General features: G+C 59.1%; 17 protein-coding genes, 1 tRNA gene and 1 pseudogene. 10 read left to right on the forward strand and 9 right to left on the reverse strand.

The window, feature by feature from the left end; genetic code table 11:
- Positions 1-67 precede the first annotated feature (67 nt).
- The 3 genes and pseudogenes from J4E08_RS21960 to J4E08_RS21970 form a co-directional block, all read left to right on the forward strand.
- The gene (locus tag J4E08_RS21960; RefSeq protein ID WP_349540317.1) at positions 68-1162 is read left to right on the forward strand and encodes a M24 family metallopeptidase; all 1095 of its coding nucleotides are present in this window, start codon (positions 68-70) and stop codon (positions 1160-1162) included.
- A 351-nt stretch (positions 1163-1513) separates the two neighbouring features.
- Positions 1514-1870, forward strand: coding sequence for a hypothetical protein (locus J4E08_RS21965; RefSeq protein ID WP_349540318.1), 357 nt, complete (start codon positions 1514-1516; stop codon positions 1868-1870).
- 170 nt (positions 1871-2040) lie between these two features.
- Positions 2041-2859 (forward strand): annotated as a pseudogene (locus J4E08_RS21970) (IS5 family transposase); the annotation flags it as partial.
- Positions 2860-3024: 165 nt separating this feature from the next.
- Here the strand turns inward: J4E08_RS21970 and J4E08_RS21975 are convergent.
- Positions 3025-3504 (reverse strand): very short patch repair endonuclease, encoded by a 480-nt coding sequence (locus tag J4E08_RS21975; protein WP_349540319.1) that lies wholly within the window; start codon positions 3502-3504, stop codon positions 3025-3027.
- A gap of 86 nt (positions 3505-3590) precedes the next feature.
- Between J4E08_RS21975 and J4E08_RS21980 the strand changes: the two genes are divergently transcribed.
- Positions 3591-5084, forward strand: coding sequence for a DNA cytosine methyltransferase (locus tag J4E08_RS21980; RefSeq protein ID WP_349540320.1), 1494 nt, complete (start codon positions 3591-3593; stop codon positions 5082-5084).
- Positions 5085-5105: 21 nt separating this feature from the next.
- On the opposite strand, the gene J4E08_RS21985 is transcribed toward J4E08_RS21980, so the two are convergent.
- From J4E08_RS21985 to J4E08_RS22000, 4 genes are read right to left on the reverse strand one after another with little or no spacing between them, the layout of a single operon-like run.
- Complete coding sequence (locus tag J4E08_RS21985) at positions 5106-7196, reverse strand: AIPR family protein (RefSeq protein ID WP_349540321.1); 2091 nt, start codon at positions 7194-7196, stop codon at positions 5106-5108.
- Positions 7183-8166 carry a PD-(D/E)XK motif protein gene (locus J4E08_RS21990; protein ID WP_349540322.1) on the reverse strand — a complete coding sequence of 328 codons (984 nt, stop codon included), beginning with the start codon at positions 8164-8166 and terminating at the stop codon, positions 7183-7185. The genes J4E08_RS21985 and J4E08_RS21990 overlap by 14 nt, the downstream gene beginning before the upstream one ends.
- Positions 8138-10894, reverse strand: a complete 2757-nt coding sequence (locus J4E08_RS21995; protein ID WP_349540323.1) for a Z1 domain-containing protein — start codon at positions 10892-10894, stop codon at positions 8138-8140. Before J4E08_RS21995 ends, J4E08_RS21990 begins: the two co-directional genes overlap by 29 nt.
- Positions 10891-12381, reverse strand: coding sequence for an ATP-binding protein (locus tag J4E08_RS22000; protein ID WP_349540324.1), 1491 nt, complete (start codon positions 12379-12381; stop codon positions 10891-10893). The genes J4E08_RS21995 and J4E08_RS22000 overlap by 4 nt, the downstream gene beginning before the upstream one ends.
- A gap of 1023 nt (positions 12382-13404) precedes the next feature.
- Between J4E08_RS22000 and J4E08_RS22005 the strand changes: the two genes are divergently transcribed.
- From J4E08_RS22005 to J4E08_RS24620, 3 genes are all read left to right on the forward strand, one after another.
- A complete protein-coding gene (locus tag J4E08_RS22005) occupies positions 13405-14502 on the forward strand; it encodes an AAA family ATPase (protein WP_349540325.1) in 1098 nt (365 codons plus the stop codon).
- A gap of 310 nt (positions 14503-14812) precedes the next feature.
- Positions 14813-15721 carry a hypothetical protein gene (locus J4E08_RS22010; protein ID WP_349540326.1) on the forward strand — a complete coding sequence of 303 codons (909 nt, stop codon included), beginning with the start codon at positions 14813-14815 and terminating at the stop codon, positions 15719-15721.
- A gap of 830 nt (positions 15722-16551) precedes the next feature.
- The gene (locus J4E08_RS24620; RefSeq protein WP_502949308.1) at positions 16552-18066 is read left to right on the forward strand and encodes a TnsB C-terminal domain-containing protein; all 1515 of its coding nucleotides are present in this window, start codon (positions 16552-16554) and stop codon (positions 18064-18066) included.
- 260 nt (positions 18067-18326) lie between these two features.
- On the opposite strand, the gene J4E08_RS22020 is transcribed toward J4E08_RS24620, so the two are convergent.
- On the reverse strand, positions 18327-19307 hold the full coding sequence (locus tag J4E08_RS22020) for a complex I NDUFA9 subunit family protein (protein ID WP_349540327.1): 981 nt from the start codon (positions 19305-19307) through the stop codon (positions 18327-18329).
- Between the two features lie 190 nt (positions 19308-19497).
- Between J4E08_RS22020 and J4E08_RS22025 the strand changes: the two genes are divergently transcribed.
- Positions 19498-19584: transfer RNA gene (locus J4E08_RS22025), tRNA-Leu, on the forward strand.
- A gap of 113 nt (positions 19585-19697) precedes the next feature.
- Here J4E08_RS22025 and J4E08_RS22030 read toward each other — a convergent pair.
- Positions 19698-20060: a hypothetical protein gene (locus tag J4E08_RS22030; protein WP_349540328.1), complete on the reverse strand. Its 363-nt coding sequence runs from the start codon at positions 20058-20060 to the stop codon at positions 19698-19700.
- 271 nt (positions 20061-20331) lie between these two features.
- Positions 20332-20700: a hypothetical protein gene (locus tag J4E08_RS22035; protein WP_349540329.1), complete on the reverse strand. Its 369-nt coding sequence runs from the start codon at positions 20698-20700 to the stop codon at positions 20332-20334.
- Positions 20701-21081: 381 nt separating this feature from the next.
- On the opposite strand from J4E08_RS22035, the gene J4E08_RS22040 reads away from it, so the two are divergent.
- Positions 21082-21222, forward strand: a complete 141-nt coding sequence (locus J4E08_RS22040) for a hypothetical protein (RefSeq protein ID WP_349540330.1) — start codon at positions 21082-21084, stop codon at positions 21220-21222.
- Between the two features lie 258 nt (positions 21223-21480).
- Positions 21481-22203, forward strand: coding sequence for a hypothetical protein (locus J4E08_RS22045; protein ID WP_349540331.1), 723 nt, complete (start codon positions 21481-21483; stop codon positions 22201-22203).
- A gap of 43 nt (positions 22204-22246) precedes the next feature.
- On the opposite strand, the gene J4E08_RS22050 is transcribed toward J4E08_RS22045, so the two are convergent.
- Positions 22247-22365: IS3 family transposase (locus tag J4E08_RS22050; protein WP_349539537.1), on the reverse strand; the 119-nt coding region annotated here is incomplete at its 5' end.

Genomic DNA, 22365 nt, shown 5'->3' on the forward strand with positions numbered 1-22365 from the left:
TTCGACCGCCCGCAAGATCACAGGGTCGCTGGTTCGCCGGCGGCCCGTTTCATTTCAGGAGTAAAGAATGTCCTATCTGATTCAGGCCGAAGAGCGCCTCTCGCGGCTGCGCGCCCGGATGGCGGAAACCAAAACCGACCTGGTGGTGCTGGGCCCCTCCAGCCACATGGCCTGGCTGACCGGGCTCAACCCCCATGGCGACGAACGCCCCGTGATGCTGCTGGTCAGCGCCGATCACGCCGGCTTCCTGATGCCCGCGCTGAATGCCGCCATGGCGAAAGAGGTCACCCCGCTTCCTCTGTTCACCTGGACCGACGATGATGGCCCGATGGCGGCCCTCGGGGCCCTGCTGGACGCCAGCGACGCTCGCCGCTCCGGCCTGTCGGTGGTCCTGGACGAGACCATGCGCGCTGATTTCGCCCTGCTGCTGCTCGACAACCTCGACAGCCCCCGCCGCCGCTTCACCGACGATACCGTCGGCCTGCTGCGCACCATGAAGGACAAGGACGAAGCCGCCCGCATCAAGGCCGCGCATCTGCTGAACGATGCCGCGGTCGAGGCCGCCTTCTCCGCCCTGAAGCCCGGCATGACAGAGGCCGAGGTGGTCGAGCTGATCGAGGCGCATTACAAGGCCAATGGCGCCGCCACGGCCTTCTGCTCTGTCTGCTTCGGCGGCAACGGAGCCTTTCCGCACCACCACCCCGGTGCCACAACCCTGGGCGAGAACATGGCCGTGCTGATCGACACCGGCTGTGCGCTGGATGGCTATCCCTCTGACATGACCCGCTGCCGTTGGTTCGGCCCCGATCCCGACGCCGAGTTCCTGAAGGTCCGCGACCTGGTCGAGGCCGCCGTGCAGGCCGCGCTGGCGGCCGCGAAACCCGGCGCCCCCGCCAGCGCGGTGGATGCCGCCGCGCGCGCTGTCATCACCGAAGGCGGCTACGGCGACCGCTTCCTGCACCGGACTGGCCACGGCCTGGGCATCGACATCCACGAGCCGCCGTATATCACCGGCACCTCCGAGACGCCCCTGGCCATCGGGAATGTCTTCTCGATCGAGCCGGGCATCTACCTGGAGGGCAAGTTCGGCCTGCGCCTGGAAGAGATCGTGATCCTGCGCGAGGACGGCCCCGAGATATTCTCGGAACTACCCCGGGTCTGAGGCCCTCCGGCCCCGACTATCGAACCCGTCGCATTAGCCGAAAGAACGCGGCCCACCCAAGACCCGCTCTTGTCTTGTCGCACCGGAACGCGCGGGGGGGGGTGCCCCCCCGTCGCTTGTCGCAACATCAAGTGCTGCAAGAACATTACCGTCTGTCTGCGGTGGCTGGGGAAATCTGAACATCCCAGCCAGGACGATTTCGCGCTCCTGACCCGGCAGCCTTGCCGGGACGAAGGTTCGAAGGTGACAAGACGGCCGAAATGGAGCCAGAGCCCTGTCTTCAAGGCGAAGGTCGCGCAGGCAGCCCTGAACGGTGACCGGACGATGAGCGAGCTGACGACATAGTTCGACTTGTACCCTCACCAGATCAAGCTGGGGAAGGATCAGCATCACGAGGGCGTTGCGAACGTGTTCGACGACACGCCCGGGAACAAGGAGCCTGAGACCGAGGTCGCATCGCTGCTCGAGAAGATCGGCCAGCTCACGCTGGAGGGTCGTTCTTTGTCCGGAGCGATGGAAAAGGCCGGCCTGTTGCCTGGCGGAAAGAAGTGGCGGTCGAGGCCACCAGCTGAGCCTCACGCGGCAGGCCGTGTTGCTGGGGATCAGCCGAGCCAGCTTTTCCTGAGCGCCGCGTCCAACCGCAAACACGGCGCCTCGAAGCGCGGCCGTCAGCCGAATTGCGCAACCGCGCCGCTCCCGACCACCTAGTCCAGCCCGGCCACGCGGATCGCGTCGCACCTTCACCTTTCTGCGCGCCAAAGCCGTTACCGCAGGGACGCCGCGGTTGGCAGTGACTAGTGTCAGGATGCATTGATTGTGGTCGTGCAGCGTGATTCACGGCTCTGAAAACGGAGCTGTGACATGAGCTATATTTCTGGCTGACCGACGCGCAGATGGCACGTTTGGCGCCTTTCTTCCCCAAGCCTCATGGCAAGCCTCAGGTCGATGACAGGCGCGTATTGAGCGGGATTATCTTAATGAATCGCAATGGCTTGCGCTGGCGCGATGCCCCTTCAGCCTATGGTCCGCACAAGACGCTAAATCGTCGGTGGAAGCGTTGGTGCGAAAAAGGAATCTTCGCGCGGATGATGTCAGGTCTGGCCGCTGAGCATGGCGAAGAGAAGACCGTGATGATCGACGCGACATACCTCAAGGCCCATCGAGCGGCGACCAGCATGGCCGCAAAAAAGGGGGCGCGGTCGTCTGATCCCGTGCCCGGCAGCGCATTGCGCAGCAATGTCCCGAGAGGGGTCGAACCAAGGGCGTCATGAACCACTGCTCGGCAGGGCATTTCCGTAGGAAATGTCCCGAGAGGGGCCAAGCTGCACGCAATCTGTGACAGCCAGGGACGACCGATTGACCTGTTCGTAACCGCCGGACAGGTCAGCGATTACATCGGCGCACGCGCATTGCTCTGCGGCCTGCCAAACGTCAAATGGCTACTCGGGGATCGCGGCTATGATGCCGACTGGTTCAGAGAAGCGTTGCAGGACAAGGAGATTCGTGCCTGTATCCTTGGCCGAAAAAAACGCTAGACACCGGTCAAATACGACAAGCGCAGATACAAGCGATGCAACCGCATCGAGATCATGTTCGGCACGCTCAAGGACTGGCGACGCGTCGCGACCCGCTATGACCGCTGCCCAAAGGTGTTCCTCTCGGCCATCGCACTCGCGGCTCTCGTCATCTACTGGTTATGCATCCTGACCCTAGAATGCTCGTCACGTGCTTTTTGCCGAGTCGATCACCAATCCCACGGAAAAGGTTTACGGGCAAGGATTTATCGTATCGAAATACCTTGGCGCACGGTCATCCCATTGCATCGCCGTGTTCCCAGTGCGCGGCCAAGGTCGGCGGCGACTTTACGCCTCGACGACTGCAACATCTGGCTTCCCCACTTCAGCGAAGCGGACAGGATGATTGGGACCAAGCTTGATGAAATCCTCTATCATATCAATTGCCTTTGCCAGTCCGGCCTTGTCGAGACAGCACTCCCAGACCACGAGGATGCGCCACCCCTCCTCCAAGAGCCTCTCGACCGCAGCAGCGTCTCTTTCAACATTGGCCCGAAACTTCTCCGCCCAAAAGGAGGCATTGCTAGACGGATTGGTGGCCTTGGAACAACCGGAGTGACGATGCCAGAAGCAGCCATGAACCTGTATCGCAATCTTCCATTTCGGCAACACGATATCTGGTCGCCCAGGAAGTCGTTTGTCATGAATGCGAAATCGGAAGCCTCGCGCATGCAATGCCCGGCGGACAAGCATCTCCGGCTTCGTGTTCGTTGCCCTGATCCCCGCCATCATTCGTGATCGCGTTTTCTTGTCCACCACATCGGTCATGAGGGAAATGTAGCCATTTGGACCCCATTTTCCACCTGCCATTGATAGCAAAACCTTGTAGACATGCGCGTCCAGGAAGGATTGCCATGACCCGGAAATTTGCCATCATTGATCTATTTGCGGGACCCGGTGGCCTCGGTGAGGGCTTCTCGCGGGCTGGTCGCGCATCCGATGCAGGGATGAAGATCCATCTGTCCATCGAAATGGATGACCACGCCATCCAGACGCTGCGATTGCGCGCTTTCCTGCGGTCCTTCGACGAGTTTCCTCAGGAATACTACAATGCGCTGAACAAGGGCGCACCTTTTCCTGACTGGTCGGAACTCTATCCATCGAACTGGAAGTTGGCGGAACAGGAGGTCAGGCAGCGAGTTCTGGGTGGGGACGGCGTGTTCGAAGAGTTGGCTGTCGAACTCGACCACGCCCGCGAAGCGCACAGAGGAAACACGATCCTGATCGGGGGGCCGCCCTGCCAAGCCTATTCCCTCGCGGGTCGTTCAAGGAACAAGGGCAAGGCTGATTACGTGCCGGAGCAGGATGAGCGGCACTACCTGTATCGAGAATACGTGCGAATTCTGGATCGCCTGAATCCGGCGGCCTTTGTCATGGAGAATGTCAAAGGCATGCTATCGAGCAAGGTCGATGGCGGGGGCATCTTCAGCAGGGTTCTGGATGATCTCGAGGCTTCGGGGGACGGGTACCGACTGCTCCCCCTGGCTCAACCGACACCCGAAGATGGCAGCCGGGCTGAGGCGCGCAGCTTCCTTATCCGGGCCGAAGACCATGGTGTTCCTCAGGCTCGCCATCGTGTCATCATCCTCGGGATACGCAAGGACATCGCGGCAGGTCTGGATTTGAATGGCCCGATCCTGGGGGAACCCCAGCCGCCGGTCACGGTCGGTGAGGCCATCACCGGCATGTGGCAATTGAGAAGCGGTTTGAGCCGACAGGACAGCGTTGAAAGTTGGCACCACGCTGTCCGTGAGCAGGCCCTCGCCATCGCGAATGCCAGTGGAATCCCCGATGATGTACAAGCAATCGCGCGCGCGATCGCCTCGGCCAACGATCTGCCTCACCATCGCAGCAGTGGTTGGAAGGGTGAGAAGTCAACAATGCCGGATTATCTCCAAGCTTGGTTTTCTGACGACCGGTTGCGCACAACACTCCAGCACGAGACCCGCGGCCACATTCCGGAAGACCTCGGGCGGTACATGTATTCGGCCGCCTACACTCATGCATTCAAGAAAGCCCCGAAGCTGATCGAGTTCCCTGAGTTTCTGCAGCCGAAACACAAAAATCGCAGCTCCGGAGACTTCGCCGACCGTTTCCGGACGCAGGCAGCAGGCAGGCCGTCAACGACCGTGACCAGCCACATCTCGAAGGACGGACACTACTTCATCCATCCGGATCCGAAGCAATGCCGCGCGCTGACTGTGCGCGAGGCAGCACGTTTGCAGACGTTCCCGGACAACTACTGGTTCTGCGGCCCACGCACGAAGCAGTATCATCAGGTCGGCAACGCGGTTCCACCCTACCTTGCACATCAAATCGCAACGGCCGTCATGCGGTTGCTGTCGTGAAAACGATGCGACGAAGGCCGATCACTCGGCCGCTGTCGCCTCTTCAGTGATACCGAAGCCGTTGCGCTCCAGCTTGGCAAGCGCCTTGATTGCAACTGCGGTCTGGTTCTCGGTGGGGATACGGTCAGGAATTTTTGCGCAGATTCCCAAGACCTGATATTCCATGGGAGTCAAAAGCTTGCGGCTCCGCCCCCAGTTTCGCGCTTCGTCCCAGAACTTCGACCCGAGTTCGAACACCCGAGTTTGATCCTCGACGCTCTTGTTCAATTCGACGTCATCCTTGATCGCGTCGTCCTCACTGCGCGCTTCCTCGGGAGCTATCAGCATTCCCTTGAAGTCTTCCGGGTAATCCAGCTTCGTTTTCCTGAAACGCTCCCAGCAGGCCTGCTTCTTGGCCCATTCGCTCATGTTCCGGATGCCTTCCGGCGGGCTGGTGATCAAGCTCTGTGCTTCGGCGGCGGCGACCAGCAGCGCCTCTTCCAAGGCGGGTGGTACGGTCTGCATGCGCCAGACCCGTTGGAGATCGACTTGCTTCTCTGCGGCTTCGGCGTCGTGCGCGACCTTTGCTATGGCATAGGTGACGATGTTCGCCCGGTAGCCACCTTCATACCATTCCTGTGCCGAGACCAGTTTTTCCAGCCTGCGGAAGATGATGGCCTTCGCAATCAATTGACGATACCAGACTTCGTCCACCCGGGCACCACTCTTGCCCCAGACTTTCTGGATCACCTTGGCGAACTCCGCGAAGTTCTTCTGAGCCCCCTTTGAGACTTCTTCAGGACGCCCGCTCCATGAGTTCTCGAACTTGGCCAGGTCGGTCTTGGTGAAGAACTGCGACTTCGGGAATTCGGCATCCCATTTGTTTCTCTGAGCGGAGGTCTTCTTGGCGCGTTCGTCTGCGAACTGACCGCGTGCCCGTTCGTAGAACCATTTGGTCTCCCGGTATCCATCTGCTCCAGCCGGCGCGAGGATCCTCCGAGATAGTTCTTCAATGCGAATGTGAAACGGGTGGTTGGCAAAGAAGTCCGCGGCGTTGACCTTGTTCTGGCTGTTGGCGAATTCCGAGATCTGCGGGACCACCGTCGGTGCCAGTGTCGGAGGAACGACATTCAGTTTCATCTGGACATAGATGTCTTTCAGACCTTCGCCAGCCAGCTTGCGGGCAGCATGGATCGAGGCTGTAGTCTGACCTCCATTTACGATCTGAAGGTTTTCGGCGCGAGTAATCACCAGACCGTCTTCGGCCTTCTCGCAGATGACGTTTTCGGCTGTGGCGGATAGGCCGTTGTTATAGGCAAAAAACATCTGGGGATCATCCTTGATGGTGTCCCTGATGCCTCTGTTCACCTTGCCGCGCGCCTGAAGGAAGCTCCTCACGTTGGCTTCCAGCAGACGGGCACCCCATCGATCGTAAATCTGGGCAAGCTGCGCACCCGGAATGACCGCGAGATAGCTTTCGAGTGCCGTATCCGCCCCGGACGCCCGGAGAACCGGCACTGCACCACCGAATTCTCCGGCGAAATCAATCGTCAGATCTTCGCGGGCTCTGCCCTGTTCGAAGTATGCCTGAAGGCGTTTCAGGTCCCACGAACTGTAAGTGACGGGCTTGCCGCCAATTTCACCTGCAGGTTTGGCGTCCGCCTTCGCCCGGTTGTCCGAATTTGTGACATAGATCAGTTTGATCTTTTCGATGAGCGGCCACCGGGTCTGGATGAGCTCGACCAGTTGCGCGGCATTGCTGGTTTCTTCCAGATCATCGAGGAATTGCTCCGTCCTCGAGTGTCTCAGGAACTCCACCAATTTCGAAAACTGCGTTTGCAGGTGCTTGCCATCAGTTTTTCGAACCTTCGGCGTAATCTGGAAGTCTGTCAGGATCAGTGCAAGCTCACCGTTGGTGTCACGTGGATCGCCGCTGTAACCGCTGACCTGCAACGTGACCCTCCCCCGCTTGCCAGCGAAATGGCAGTAGTCGGCTTCCTCGATCTCGCCGGCTTCGCTGAGGATCTCTCCAACCTTTTCGAAGAAGGCTTCCTGGACGTAGGCCCCCATCGCATCGGCGTCACCTTGGACATCCGCGATGAGACTCTGATGGAATTCCTCAAGCTCCGACATCCCGTGTCTCCCCCAATAGCAATGTCTTCAAATCTGTTGTCGTCTCGAAGCCGGCGCAGGCATCAAGGCGTATTGAATAAGCCAGTTCTTCGGTCCCTGCCGGCAGCGGCGGGACGATCCTCGGGAAGCCCTCGACGACCTGAAACAGCCGTGCCGCTCCGAGGTGCCAGCGACGTTCCGGTTCGACGGCGTCTTCCGCATAGGGGCTTTCGGCGATGCGCTGCTCCCACACGTCCAGCGCTGCAACATCATCTTCGAGCAGCTTCGCCGTTCTGTCCACATGATCCTTCAGGTTGTCACCCACGGCATCCAGTGCGGTGTCCACATCCTGGACGCGAAGGAACAGCTGTGCTCCGACGATGTCCATCAGTTGGACCTCGGACGAAATCCGGATCTTCGGATGGGCCGCGCTCCTCCGCGCCTTGACTTCGAAGAACATGCCGGGAAGCTCGAAGTCCTTCGCGCTGTCATCCGGCCCCTTCCAAGCTTCCACCGCCTTGCTCGGACCGATGACAGCGACGAGCTCGCGCAGGAATGCAAGTTCGCCGACCAGGCCACGTTGCACTTCCAGCGGCATTCCCTGCTTGCCGCCCCGCAGAAGATGGTGCCAGCGCATGGCCCGCCGAACGGCGCGGCCGAGTGCCCCTTGGAGATCGGCGGCCTCTTCACCCGCTGAAACCACGTCCCGACAAAGTGTTTCGAAAAGGTCGATATGGGCGAATTCGGACAGCGTGATGCAAAGGTGGTTGGCGCCCTCGACGACCCGGTAGAAAACGCCGACATGCTTGAGCTTCGGCAATGGGCGCACCTCGTCGAAGCCAGCCGAGAGGCGCAGCACCAAACCCGGCGCCCCGTCAGGCATCCTCACCCAGAAGAAATCGAACCGCCCCTTGCTGTCGACACGCCGCGCCTCGTTCTCGGCGAGGCTGGCCCACGGTCTCTCAATCGTCCTCATATGCGCCATCGTCATCCTCTTCGGAGCCGTAGATTTCGCGGAACTTCACCATGTTGATGATGTATTCCACCCGATCATTCGGTGTGGCGGATGGTGGAAGGCTGATGCTCCAGCCGATCACGGGACGCTCGGGCAGTCGGTCGAGCACGGTCTTGTCGCGCAACTGATCGATGTCGCGTTGCTCTGGTCTCTTAACCTGCACGACATGAAGCACGAACAATGGCTTGTCGCGGACCTGGCGATAGATCCGGTCTGGGAACGACGGGCGCTTTTCCTCGTCCGTTCCATCGAGTTTCTCAGCGGCCAGATATGCTGCTTCAGCTTGCTTGGCCTTTTCCTCATCGACCCCAATACGCTCTACGCCACGGGAAGCAATGCGGGCGCGCTTGCCACTCATGGACAGAAGATGATCGCCGAGGTCGGCGTAACCGATACGGCGCATCTGCGGTCCGACGGTCCAGCCGCCCATATCAAAGTTGTCGGCTTCGCTCTTCACGTCGGTGACAAGAACGTCCCACTCTTTCAGTTCGTCATCTTGCCGATCGCGTATGTAGCCGCGAACCGGCCCGGGTTGGGTCAGGAAGGCTTGTTCATGGTTGCGCCAGGCGAGCAGAAACTGGTCGATCAGTTCGACCGGCACGTCCTTCAGAAGATGCCCACCGTTCACCTTGTCAGCTGCCGCCGGTCCAAGTCCTCGCGCGGCCATGCCCTCCAGCAGGCGCACAGCGGCTTCATGGTTCGCTGCAAGTTCCTTTGGCTTGGCCGTGATCTTTGCGGTCTCAACCCAGGCGTTGGACAGGCCGATCAGGATGTGTTTCTGGCCTGACCCCATTTTGTTGCGGGCAGTCACCAAGAGCGATGCCGGGTGGCTGCGCACGGCCAAGCCGAAGTCGGAAGGCGTCGCCTTGGCCTTCTCCATCTTCTTCAACTCGAGATGCAGTTCCTCGCTCGCTTCGGCGATGTGAGCATACCAGTCGATCGCATCGGAGGGCATCCAGATGCGGCACAGATCCTCGTAGCCGCCACGATAGCCGAACCATCGGCCCATCTGCATCAGCGTGTCATACATCATGGTGTTGCGGAGGAACCAGGTGACCGTCAGGCCTTCGAGCGTGAGGCCCCGCGAGAGCGAGAAGCCGCCAACGGCAATGACTGTCTGGCCAACGTTGGACTCGCCGGTATAGTCGAGGCCGTTGGCGCGGCTGTTCACCTCAACGACCTTCGCCGCCGCGACCGCTTCAAGCATGGCCGCAAGCACCTTGGACCAGTCCGGCTCGGCGTCGAAATACTCCCACTCCCAAGTCTCATGCAGATCCGCAATCATCGCGTCACGCAATGCAGCTTCACCGCGCGCACCGTTGACACGCAGCGTGTCCTGAATGCCGCCGACGTATTGGTGTAAGCGGTTCCGCAGCAGCCCCTGCACCTTCGTGAAGCGGCTCGTATTCACCAGCATCGAGCAGTGTTTCGAGGCCTGGCCGCGCAGATTCCGGATTGTCCGCGCGATCAGAAACGCTCGCACAGCCTCCTTCAGGCTTTCAGGCAATTCATCGACCGTCTGGTCGATGCGGTGCTTCATCGGCAGAACGTCTTCGTTGTCAGTGATGTAGCGCAGCCAGACAGGGTCGCCATCATCGGGAATTCCGTCTATGAAAATCTTCTTCGCGCCGAAGTAGTTCGACGGTGCATCCAGCCCCACGATGAAGTGCTTCGGGAAGAGATCTTCCTTGAGCGCTTCGTCATACTGGTCCGGGTCGACGAAAATGTTGGCGAAGGGCGTCGCGGTGTAGCCGACGTAACAGCTGCGGTGAAACATGTTCAGTAGATCCCGGATCTGCCCGTTAATCTTGGTAATCTCGTCCTTCGAGTACTTCGTGTTGATCGAAGCGTTGTCGGCCTCGTCATCGATCAGCAGCATCGGCTGGTCGATCATCTGATCGTCGCCCCTGGCACTGTTCTCGCGCAGCCAGTCCAGCAGGTTGCGGAGCGTGTTGTGGTTCTTCTTGATGACCAGAACCACCGGCACCTTGTAGGAATCGATCTGGCTTGTGTTGGTGGACGCCGTGTCCTTGCGGAAGTCGGCGAGTGTATTCGTCAAGCCAACCGGGACATGGCGGTCATCGAACAGCCCGACACCGATGGCACGGTTGCCCTTCTTGCCCTGCGTTGCCAGCCGCCCGGTATCACGACCGATGAAGCCTTCGTCGATCCGTTCCTGGGTTTGGTTGCGCAGATTGTTGTGGATGCCCGCGATCACGACGATCAAGCGGTAACCTGCGTCCGCCGCCTTGCAGATCAAGCCGGTGTAGTTCGCCGTCTTGCCGCTCTGGACGTGGCCGACAACCATCCCCCGGCGATCCCATTTCTCGTCGAGTCCCGGATTGCCCAAGCGACCGAGAATGCGGTCAGTCAGTTCGTCAGTGGTGGTGATGACGTCTTGTGGCAGGCCGTTCTTGTGCAGCAGCTTTTTGTAACGGTCCCAGTAGAACGGGTCGATGGACGCCTTGGCCTCGTCCAACCAAGGTCGAAAGCTCTCGTCATCGACCATCGCCCCGAGCCCCATGGTGATGCCGAAACGCTCCTCAATGTCACGTGCGAGCTGCTCAAGGGCATCCGGCGCGGCATTCACGTGCAACGCCACATTCATCGTCGCTATGAAGGTCCGCAGTTCGGTGCCGCTTTTGCGCTGATGCGCCAGTGATTGCGAAACGACATCATCAAGGTGCTTGAGATTTGCGGTCACGAGGGTTCTCCCTGTATTTCTTCGACAAGCCGTCGAATCGCGTCCTTGTGGTGGATGAACGGCTCGGTCGAGCATAAAGCTCGCACCACGTCATTTCCTGTCATGTTCGAATGCAGCAAAGCCCTGATGGCGATCTCGGCCGAGTCGGCGAAATCCGCGAAATCTGCCGCGTCTTGCGTCACATCCTCGGCGCCGCCCAGCATGTCTGCATGCAATGCAGCAATGGGCAAGCCGCTGCCCAGAAGACTGATGCAGGTCCTGAACCCATGCCGAAAATCTTCAGGCAGCGCGGCGGCGAAACCGGTGATCGAGGGGTGCTCGACATTGGGGCGGTAGACGATGCCACCATCCTTCTGGACGCGGTTCCAGAGCGGGAGATACTCATCGGACACGAGCTTTCGCCCCCGGCGCTGGTAGGTTCGCTTCGAAGTTCCTTGAAGCCGTTCAACGATTTTTCGCAGACGTTCGCGAACAACTGGCGGCATCTGGGCCGACGCCTTGCGGACGTCGATCTTCCAGTCCGAGTCCATGGTGTTCGGGATGTCGACACGCACCCTTGCCAGTTTCGTCAGTTCTGTCTGCCGTGCGAGGCCCAGCCAACTGCCGGCGATGATGAGACGGCGCTCACGATAAATGTAGAAGCCTTGGGACCTTAGATGGCCTTCGGGGCCACCGAGGTCTTCCCAAGCCGTCTTCGACATCTTTTTGTGATGGGGAAGCGTGAAGCACTGGGTAACCACTTCGCCGTTGAGCAGCGGCAAGAAATCTTCGGGATCCGTCTGCGTTGCCGGGTGATCCGTCGCAAAGGGGTCTATCGGCAAGAGCTTTCGGTCGTTCAGCAGTATCCGCAGAGCGGGTTTGCTGCCCTCCATGTAGCGATGGAAGCAGAGCCGCAAGTGGCGCTCCGCACCCGAAATGGCCTTGTTGATTTCAGCTGAGCGCTTTGCAACATCATTGCGAAAGTTCGTCGAGAGCCGATCCAGCTTGCGCCAAAGCACAATGGTCCCGGCATTCGGCAGCCTATCCGCAGCGGGTATATCTGTCAGGTCATCCTCGAGGTCTACGCGCCAGTCATTGCTCTCCGCAACCTTGTCGAGATCCCATGTGGCGCCAGATGTATGACCATCTTTCTTGGAGATCACGGTCAACTGGCGGCATTGCGAAAAGCTCGCGCTCTTCAAGCCCAACCCGAACCGTCCGAGATCATGACCTTCGCGTTCCTGAAGCGGATTTTTCGTCCCAGGCCGCATTGCTTCAATCAACTCGGGTTCGGTCATGCCTGTCCCGTTGTCGACGATTGCGATCCACGGTTCATCTGTCGCCGTTTCTGCGAGAATTTCGACCTTGGTCGCCTTGGCAGTCACCGAATTGTCGATGACATCTGCCATTGCAGTTTCCAACGTATACCCGAAATCCCTCATACCTTCGATCAGTGATGCCGCGTACGGAGTCGCGTCTGCCTGTCGTTTTGTTGTACGCACGACCATTGTTCTCTACGTTTGAGCAACACATTTTCGCTATGCCCCCCTCTCGCGAGCCATTGCATTTCAATGTGAACACACGGCACACGTAAGTTGAAGATGGAAAAGCATTTTCTTTTGTACGTTGCGATGGCCGTGAGCCCTTTGGAATGTGAGCCTCAGCCAGACTCACACGAACGGTGCGAGCTTGACCCTGCCCCGTGCTGCCGCGAGTATTTTTCCTAAGGCATGCTCTCAGTAAGACGGCATCCTCAGTCAGAAAGGGAAGCGCATGATCGGTCCGTTGATCTGCATAGCTGGCATGGCGATCAGCTTCGTAGGGTCCATCCATTGCTGGCTCGTCTACCGGGATTGTGTCCGTCGGGCCCATGTCGACCCTGAACGGGTCAAGAGGTTTGTGGAAAGTGCGCCACTGCATCTCCTCGAGGAGCTGAAGGCGAGGCGCCCGGTCTGTCAGTCCTGCGGTGCGCCACTCAGGCTGCAAGGCGAGCAATCGTGAAGGTTATTCCTACCTGGCCAGGCGAGGTATCAATGGCATCGCTGATCAATCATTCATGGGCGGCATGCCGAACGGCCCATACGGGACCTACAGCCTCGGTCAAGTTTGCAGCAGCGCGGCAATAAAAAATAGTGGGCCGCATGGCTCATGCTCTTGGCGAAGGCGGGCGCCGCCCAGGACACCCGCCAGTCAGTCGGCCTCGCTTTTGCGAAAAACCAAATCTACTTTTTAGCACTAATATCAGAATCTTAGAATCATTTGCGATGACTTGATCGTTATGGCATTGGCTCGCCGAATAATCGTCCACTCCCGATGGAATGGTGCGTCCCTCCCATGTCTGTCCTCTGCGAGTGCCCGATGATACCTGCGCTACATACCCTTAGCTGACGCTGAATTCTTCCTGGCCGGCCAGCCTCCGGCTCAGAGAAATGTTCGACGCACAGCGAACTCAGCCTTCCCTCCAATCCGAAGCTCTGCCCGCATGACCGCCATCATGGCGGCTGGCGGAGCCATGACGAAAGCCCCCATCCATGCCCAAAATCCGCTTCATCCTGAGCAAGCAGCCCGATCCGGCACTCGACGAGGCCGCCATCATCAAGCGCCTCAAGGAATTCTACACCGCCTTGCTGGACAAGCGGCAGATTTCCGACGGCATCCCTCAGGAAGAGCGCGCGGCGCACGATGAATTATGGCGTTGCCCGCAGAATGAGCTCCCGAAAGCGCTCGAGATCCGGATCCGGCGGTGGGCGCAGAAGATCCACCGCCACTATCTGAAGGAGGTCGAGCCAACGCGCCTGTCGCGAGAAGACCGTGCCATGCTCGAGGGCTGTCGCGATGGCGCTGAAATCTTCGACCTGCGCTCTGCGCATCATATCGACGAGATCGCCGCTGCGCTTCATGCGGAGTTCCCATGGGTCGCAGAGGCGACGACACATGTATGGCGCAGCCTCCACCATCATCGCGCAAGTGGCAGGCCCGGTGCTCAATTTACGCCGATTCTTCTAGATGGCCCGCCGGGCATTGGCAAAAGCGCATGGGCACGTCGTCTTGCGCAGCTGCTGGAAACGCCGGACATGACCCTCGACGCCACAGGCGAGAATGCCAGTTTCGGACTGATAGGAAGTCAACGCGGCTGGTCAAATGCCGGCCCCGGCAGGCTCGTGAGCTTGATGCTGATGCGGCAGATTGCAAATCCGCTCGTCATCATCGACGAGATAGAGAAATCTGGCTCGGTCATGTCCGACAAGGGCCGGTCTTTCAGTTTGCCGAATGCGCTTCTCCCGCTGCTCGAAGACCTGACTGCAAGCCGGTGGAGCTGTCCATATTTCCAGAACCAGTTCGACATGTCGTTCATCAACTGGGTTTTTACCTCGAATAGCCTGCGCGGCCTGCCGGAACCGCTTCTGTCGCGGATCCGCGTCGTCAGCGTGCCCTCTCCCACGGAGGGGCAGATCAATGATCTCGTCCTGCGCGAGGCCGCGAAGCGGCAGCTTTCCCCGCTCATCACCGCGGCCATCACGACCGCGCTGGCTGAGGCGTTCGAGGCTGGCCATCAGATCAACATCCGGACCGTCAAACGGATGCTGGAGCTGGGCTCGGACCAACAGGGCCGGCCGATGCTCCATTGACTGGATCTGCCTGGAATATCCATTCTAAATCAGATGGTTAACTGAGTTTTTCCACATTCATGAAGGCTTGGCGACCCGTTTTCAATTGGGATTTTCGCCAACTTCGCGGAAAATGAGCCTGCCCACCCAAGCACTACCGGGTGGGGCAGGACGGAATTTCGCCCAGGACGGGCACCAGAAGCAGAGGTACTGCCGCATCATCACATCTGTCACGCTACCTACAGCGGTTGAGCGTGGCAAGAGTGGCATGTCCTCTTGAAAAGAAACAAAAATGCACCCGGCGCAACGCTGTTCCGGGAACGGAGAAGTTATGTCTGCCGATCAGACTATTGATCATGACAGCTGGAACTATTCGCCGGCGAAGCTGCCCAGGCAGTCCAAGGTCACGCTCGGGCAGATCCACGGTGTCCTGCCCTTCACCGGCGTTCGCAATCCCGGCTTCCGGAGCTCGAGCTCTCATCGTGTGTGGCTGACGTATAAGACTGCCGCGGACGATTTCATGCCCAAAGTCGGCATTGCAGAAAGTGCCGCTGAAGCGGCAGTAGCTCATGAATTTCTGCTGTCGCCCAATCTGTATGACTTGCGGTTTCAGCCATTGACTGTGCAGTTCAGGGGGATTGGCAGCAAGCCGCGGAGCTATACCCACGACTTGCTCGCGACATTTGTTGACGGTCGGCGCGTACTCGTCTTTGTCCGCAATTCCGACAGCTTGGAAAAGCCCAAGACATGGCGCGATATCGAAGCGATCCAAGCGGCGACCCCCTCGAGCGCTGCAGATAGCATGATCATCGTCGATGCTGGCCGCTATTCGCGGCAGCGACGGGAGAACCTGTTCCGGCTGCATGAAGCCATCCAAACACCCAATCCGGAATTCGACGACATCGTGCTCTGGAGGGCCTGCAACCATCGTTCACTCTGGCTGATGCGTGATCTTTTTTCGCTGCTCGACTTGCCGCAGAAGACGGTCTTTAAATCCTGCCACCGCCTGATCGCGCGTGGCGCCCTGCGTGCGAACCTCGATCATGTGATCGCGGAATGGTCGCGCATCGAGGTTGCGTCATGGCGATCGCGCCTCGCTACAACTTCGAAGCCGGAACCGAAATCGTGGTCCAGGGGCGCGACCTCCTGCTCCGCAAGGTCGGTTCGCAAGGCTATGAGCTGGCGGACCCGATGGGCGGCCAGACGAGTATCCTTGGGTTTTCGTCCTTCGTCGAATTGATGAAATCCGGCGCAGTGACGTTCGCCCCTTCGCAGCTGTTGCCGGAGGGAAGTGCCAAGCTCAGGCTGGGTGGTCTGAGCGTTGCAGCCCAACTCTCCGATGAGCAACAGATTTATGGCCGCTTCCACTTCGCAGTATGCAGGGCGATCGACGAACTCCACCGGCACCGGACCATTGTCGAGGGCAATGAGGACTTCCGGATTTCGATCGGCACCCTGAACGACCCCGCGAACAGGAAGTTCTTGCGTCCGCTCGTCGAAGCCCTTTTTGGCGAGCGCGTGCATCTTGGAGCAGCCACGTTGAAAGGCGGCCAGCAGAAGAGCTGGTTTCTCTACAAAGGGCGGACGCTGAAGAAATACTACGGGATTTATCAGGGTCTGCAGGACGGTGATGATATCATTGCCGGGTTGGCGAAACTTGATCACCTCAAAGGCAACGAGACACCGCGTCTGCCCCTGCGTCTGAAAGAACTCATGACAGAGGCTTGGGAAGAGATCGGCCTGGATCTCAAGGGACCGTCGGTGGCGAACGTGCATGGCTACCTTGCAGCACTGATCAACAGGGAAAACCGGCAGCGGGCGCTCAACGACCTCCCCGCGCTCCCGGTCCCATCCCATCAATCCGTTCTTCGTCACCGCAAGGAGCTGCTCACGCCGACCGAATACATGGTCGCGACCAAGGGCGAGCGCCACGCGCGCAACAAGCGGGGCCGCGGCAGTTCTGACGTGCGGGCGCTCATGATCGGCGAATTCTGCGAGATGGACGAATGTCGGGCGCCCCTGATTACCTCGGCCAAGGCCAAAGGCTATTGGCATACGCTCTCTGAAGACATGAAGAAGGCTATAGAATGGGCGGATGAGGAGATCCGCAGCCGCCTCAGCATCCTTGTCATGATCGATGTCGCAACACGCATGCCGCTGGCCTGGGTTGTCAGCGACCAGCCAAAAGCGGAAGCCACGATGCAGCTGCTGCGGATGGCAACGCGCGACAAGACCCGCGAAATGCGCATCTACGGTTGCGAGGGCGAGGCTATGCCGGCCATGGGGCTCGGCATGGCGCGCAACGACAACGGTACCGGTCTGCGGAACGCCGAGGTCAAGTCCGCGCTCATGGGGATCGCATCGGCGAATACCGATGTTCGCACCTACGCGTTGGCAGACAAGCCGTATGTCGAGCGCATGTTCGGGACCACCGAATCCGTCTTGTTCAAACTGCTTCACGGCTACACGGGTCGCAAAGCAGGAGAGCTGCCTAGATATGACGCCAAGAAATCAGGCGTCCTGGATATCGACCTCTACGCCAGCAATACCAGCCAGGGCATCGAAGCCGAAGTCGACGAAACCGTCGTCGGAGCCCCCTGTTCGGCTCGGCCGCCCCGCCCAGAAGGGCGAGCTCTTGTGACCAGCACCACCTCAACGACGTCCAGCAATTCAAGGATACCCATGAGTTTCATCGACCAGAACCGCGTCAACGCATCGGTTGCTCTGCAGCGTGGCCACTATACCTTCCCGCGCGCGGCAAAGCTCCGCGAAGCTTTCGAAAACTGCCTGCACGACTACTACGTCAAAGCCGCCATCGGCGGGCATTTCGAAGCGCGCGGCTTGCTGGTGACGGGGGAGTCTCGGGTCGGCAAGACCTCCGAGACCGTCCGGCTCATAGAGGAATTCAACGCCAGCATGACGGAAATGCCCGATGGGAAGCCGGGTAAGATCATTTACTGCAAGCTGGATGGGTCGATCAGCTGGAAGGTTCTGGGTCACAAGACGCTCGAAGTTCTCGGTTACCCCGCGCACCCTCGGCGCACCCAGGGTGAACTCTGGAGCATGGTTCGCCATCAATGCCACGAACAGGGCGTCATCGGACTCTACTATGACGAATGCCAACACGCCTTTACGTCGGGCCCAAAGTCTAACGAAAAGCTCCTCGACCGTTTCAAGGCGCTGATGAAGGAACCGGAATGGCCGTTGATGCTCATCCTGTCAGGCGTTCCGGTTCTGGCCAGTTATGTGAACTCTGAAGAGCAGATCGCCCGCCTCCTCTCCCACATTCATTTCGATGAGATCCACCTGGGCAGGTTCGCTGATCCGACAACGGATCCGGACATGATCGAACTAAACAAGCTCGTCTATGCCTATGCCGAACGCGCCGATATCGATGTCGACGACCTTCTTGATGTGAATTGTCTGCAGCGCTTCGATTTTGCCCGCGCCTCCAGATGGGGCCTCGTCATCGAACTGCTGATCCGCGCCTTCGGCTTGTGCAGACGTCAGGGCCAGAAGACCGCTACGGTCGAGATGTTCTCCGAGGCCTATGCCCAGAAATCCCGGCGATCAGTTGGTGACTAAGCTTCCCGCGAAGCATCGCTCGGCCTGGGTCACTGTCCCGAACAATTGGAAAACGCTTGCACCAGATCGGCCCCAACCGTGACACTCCACGACAGGACCGACCTCTTTTGCGGATCAGTGCAGATCAACCTTGGCGCATCAGCGCCGTCGATGGCGGCTCCTGCAATCAAGTCCACCCGCAGATTCCAACACACGAACCGGACTCCATCACACGAAAAAGCGGGCCAATGGCCCGCTTTTCAATACAGTAATAAATGAACTCAGTGCGCGCGCAGGTTCTTGGCCGATTCCTTGATTGCGTCGTACTGACCGGAGGGACGAAAGCGCCACAGGTAATCGGGCAACACCGCCTCCGTGGCTGTGGGCCGGATGCCGAGATCGGAGAAGCCCTTGTGGTCGCCACTGACCACATTGTCCTGCCGCAACTGCTTTACCTGATCGCCACTGATCTGTTGCGGCACCAACCCAAGGCTCAGCGTATCGACAACCCCCATAACCCAGGCCATGGGACGCGCCACGAAAAAGGGAATATTCAGCATCAGCTTGCGCCGGTGAATGACGCCCAGCATTTCCTTCATCAACTCACGGAAGCTTTGCACGTCAGGGCCACCAAGCTCATAAATGCCCGAGGCCTCGCCCTTGATGCCCATGCAGGCGGCATGGGCCACATCGTCGACATAGACCGGCTGAAACTTCGTCTCCGCACCAACAATCGGCAGCACGGGGCTGAAGCGCGTCATGGTGGCAAACCGGTTGAAGAATTCATCCTCCTGCCCGAACACCACAGAGGGACGCAGGATCATGGCAGTCGGCATGTGCTCGAGCACGCCTGCCTCGCCCTTACCCTTCGAGGCCGCGTAGCCGCTCTCTGCCTCCGCATCTGCGCCAATCGCAGAGAGGTGAACCATCGCGCCCACGCCCTGCTCAGAGGCGATGCGCGCGATGCGAGTCGCTCCCGCGTCTTGCACGGCGTCGAAATTGTTCTTGCCGCCGGCATCAAATGTGCCAACGCAATTCACAACCGCATCCGCGCCCATCATGGCCGCGCGAACCGATCCATCGTCGCGAATATTGCAGAACACCGGTTCGACCTGCCCCACGACACCGTAGGGCTTGACGAACAGCGCCTCGTTCGGACGACGGACGGCAACACGCACGCGCCAGCCATCTTTGGCCATGCGACGCGCGATATAACGACCGACGAAACCGGAGCCGCCGTAGATCGTGACGAGCTTGGACATGCGCCTCTCCTTTGCACCTTTGTTGTAGGGTTTAGGCCCATGAGGGTTTCGTGGCAAGGTGCCCGTTTGACGCGATTTTCATTGAGTTCGGCAGGGTATTGAAACGATTTTCGCAGGGCTGCATTTTTTTGAAAAAACCGCGTTGACAGTGCGGCAGACTAACCGTAGAAACCGCTCCACCAACTCCAGTGCCCAGATGGCGGAATTGGTAGACGCGCTGGCTTCAGGTGCCAGTGGCCGCAAGGCCGTGGAGGTTCGAGTCCTCTTCTGGGCACCATTCGTCAACCCTGAAAACCAAGTATACTTGGTTTTCAGGGGTTTTCGACGAAGATCCTCCGAAAACTGCCCCACAATCCGCCCCACACGTGGGCCGCAGGACAGCCTGTTGCTTCACATGCTGCGAGCAGCGCGAGCGAGGTCGTGCAGCCGCGCAGCATACCAGCGAAGCCCAGCGTCGATCTGGAGCCGCCGACCGTCGTCAACCGGCAGCGGGTGACAGTTCTGGCCTTGAAGCGAAAGCAGCGTATCGACGGCCTCGTCGAGCGCCATCGCGAGTTCCAAGGCCGTTTCCGATGGAGCGAAGCAGGCCTCGATCGCACGGCGGAAGGTCAGACCGTGAAGGCTTGGAAATCGCCTCAGAAGATCATCGAGCCCGCTGCCATGTCGATGCAGAAATGCCTGCGTCAGTCGAACTGCGGTGTCCTTCGGGACGCCGGTCCCGGGAGTCATGGTGATAGTTTGAAGTTTACCCATAGGGTCCTCCTTGGCTGGGGACGGGCAGCACCATGCTGCCTCGCTCAATCCTCCGGCCGTCTTGTCAAGAACCGCAGCGCAGGAGGTCGCTGCGGCTTGGATGTGTGACGGTGGGAAACCGCCGCGCATCCGCTTCGACATGTTCGGGCGTTCCAGTCCGTTGCCGACATGCCGAATTCTAAGTCTTTTTCGTTCTGGCAGCTTTACACTGCTCTCGGGAACGACCTCACCCCAAAGGTCGCTCACGAGAGCAGTGTAAAGCTGCCAAAAGCTATTCGAGCCCCGGTAGGTCGCGGCCTCGGAAGCATTTGATCGCCGCGAGACGCGCATGCGCTGAAAGGGAAGCCTCGAACACGATGGTGCCAGGTGAGGATCGCGACCATCCACTCAACGATGTCCGATACCCGAGAAACTCAAGAGCCGATGTGGCCGTCTGGAGGATGGGACCCTCGTCGAAGTCGAGTTCCCGCTCGGCAAGATCGGGCAAGAGCACGACCGCTTGTCCGTCGACCAGGTAAGCCACTGCGACAAGCGTGTATGCAGGCGTGCAGCGATGGTTGAAACGGCACCAGGCCGCAGCCCGGCCGAGATCGTCGGCGATCGCCGGCTGTCGAAAGATCAGTTCGGGCTCGTAATCCACCTATTTTCTCCATTATCGACGGCTCTCACAAAGAGGTGCCGTCGATAATGGAGAAAGTTTTTTTGATCTGGTTCAAACAGCCCTTTGACAATCCTTCCCGCAATTGAGGGTATAGTAGAATTCCCGAGATCAAGAGTTGTTCAATGTCATATACTTAGCGCCGCTCTCAACCATCGAGAACGGGTTTCGCAACGTCGCCCACATCCTACCGAATCTTCCTGTTCAGTGGTTCACGTAACGTTGTTCGCATTCGTCCGATAGATGGCCGGGGCGACACGTGTGGCGACACGGGGCGATCAGGCATACGAACGGGGCGACCTGCATTTTGCGCGGGGTTCATTGGGGACCATTTGCATTGGGCAACCTCAACAAGGAGCCCCCATGCCGATACCCGAGCAGGACCCCTGGCGGGTCAGTTGGTGCAAGTCCAGCCGCTCTTGGGTGAACGCAGCAATACGGACGAGCCAGATCCTCGACCATGCTTATCTGATCGCCCCGCGGCAGGACATGATCGATGACTAAGTCTCCGAAGTCGCGGTCAAGATCCAGACCAAAAAGACGAGTTGGGAGCGCGGCACGCTCTACAAATTTCCGCCAGGCACCCGGAGCGTCATCCAGATCGACATGGGCGGGAACAAGACAACGCTGAACGCCGAGGCTCTTCAGCACAAATGGCATCAGACAATCATACAGTAGGCGCAGAAATCGACGGCGGGGTGTTTCCGCGCTCCGTCGATCGGATCCAGATCCTTTCCAGAATGCAAAATCTGGAGATTTCGAATGCTCGCTCCCGCCCCTCACATCCCCCGCAATCTCAAGCAGAAGCTGACCGCCGCTGTCCGTCCATTTCAACGAGAGTACGACGCGATGACTCTCGCCGAGGCGCGTCGGCTTCTTGCGCGGCACGACTTCAAGATGCCGGTGCTGTGTTCTCTCGTATTCCATGGCAGCGGCAACGTGAAACATGTCGACATACGCGAGAACCTGAAGCGCCAACCGCCATCCTCGACACAATTTTCGGGCTCCGTCGGGATCTTCACCTCGCTGGAAGATGGCGAAAGGGATCTTCGTTCGGAGTGTTTGCGGTGGATCGCCGAGAGCGCTGCAAAGACGTTCCTTGCTGAGGGAAGGCATCAAGTATTCCGCATGTCGGACGCCGACATCGAAGCGCATCTGCGGAAGACTTCAGAGTATTCATCTTTTTGTACCATCGGTTTCCGAGACGTGTCGCCGCTTGCGATCCGGAGGATCATCGAAAGGGAGCGCGATCTGCGGCTCGCTGAGAGCGCCCATGAGCGGCTCAGACGTTATGCCAGGCAACCCAATACCGAGGGCTTCTTGGAGGAACTCAAAACCGAACGAGCCGATGCAGATTGCTGGTACGACGAAATGATCGCAAAGGGCTATACCCCGCTCGGCTCATTTGAGTACGAAACCTGGCCTGAGGAGCAACGCATCGTTCTGGCTTATCGCGAGCATTTGTATTGGTCCCAGTTTTTCTGATGGTGTGGACCTGTCGCGCTTTCGTGCCGCCCCAAGTGCTCGTTTAGGCCACCTTCCGCTCGAACGCGACAGGGCTTTTCCAGCCCAACGCTGAGTGTCGGCGTCGCGGATTGTAGAAGCCGTTGATGTATTCAAAGATGGCCATCTGAGCTTGCCGCCGTG

Source organism: Sagittula sp. NFXS13 (assembly GCF_040148795.1).
In the GTDB taxonomy this organism is placed as follows: Bacteria; Pseudomonadota; Alphaproteobacteria; order Rhodobacterales; family Rhodobacteraceae; genus Sagittula; species Sagittula marina.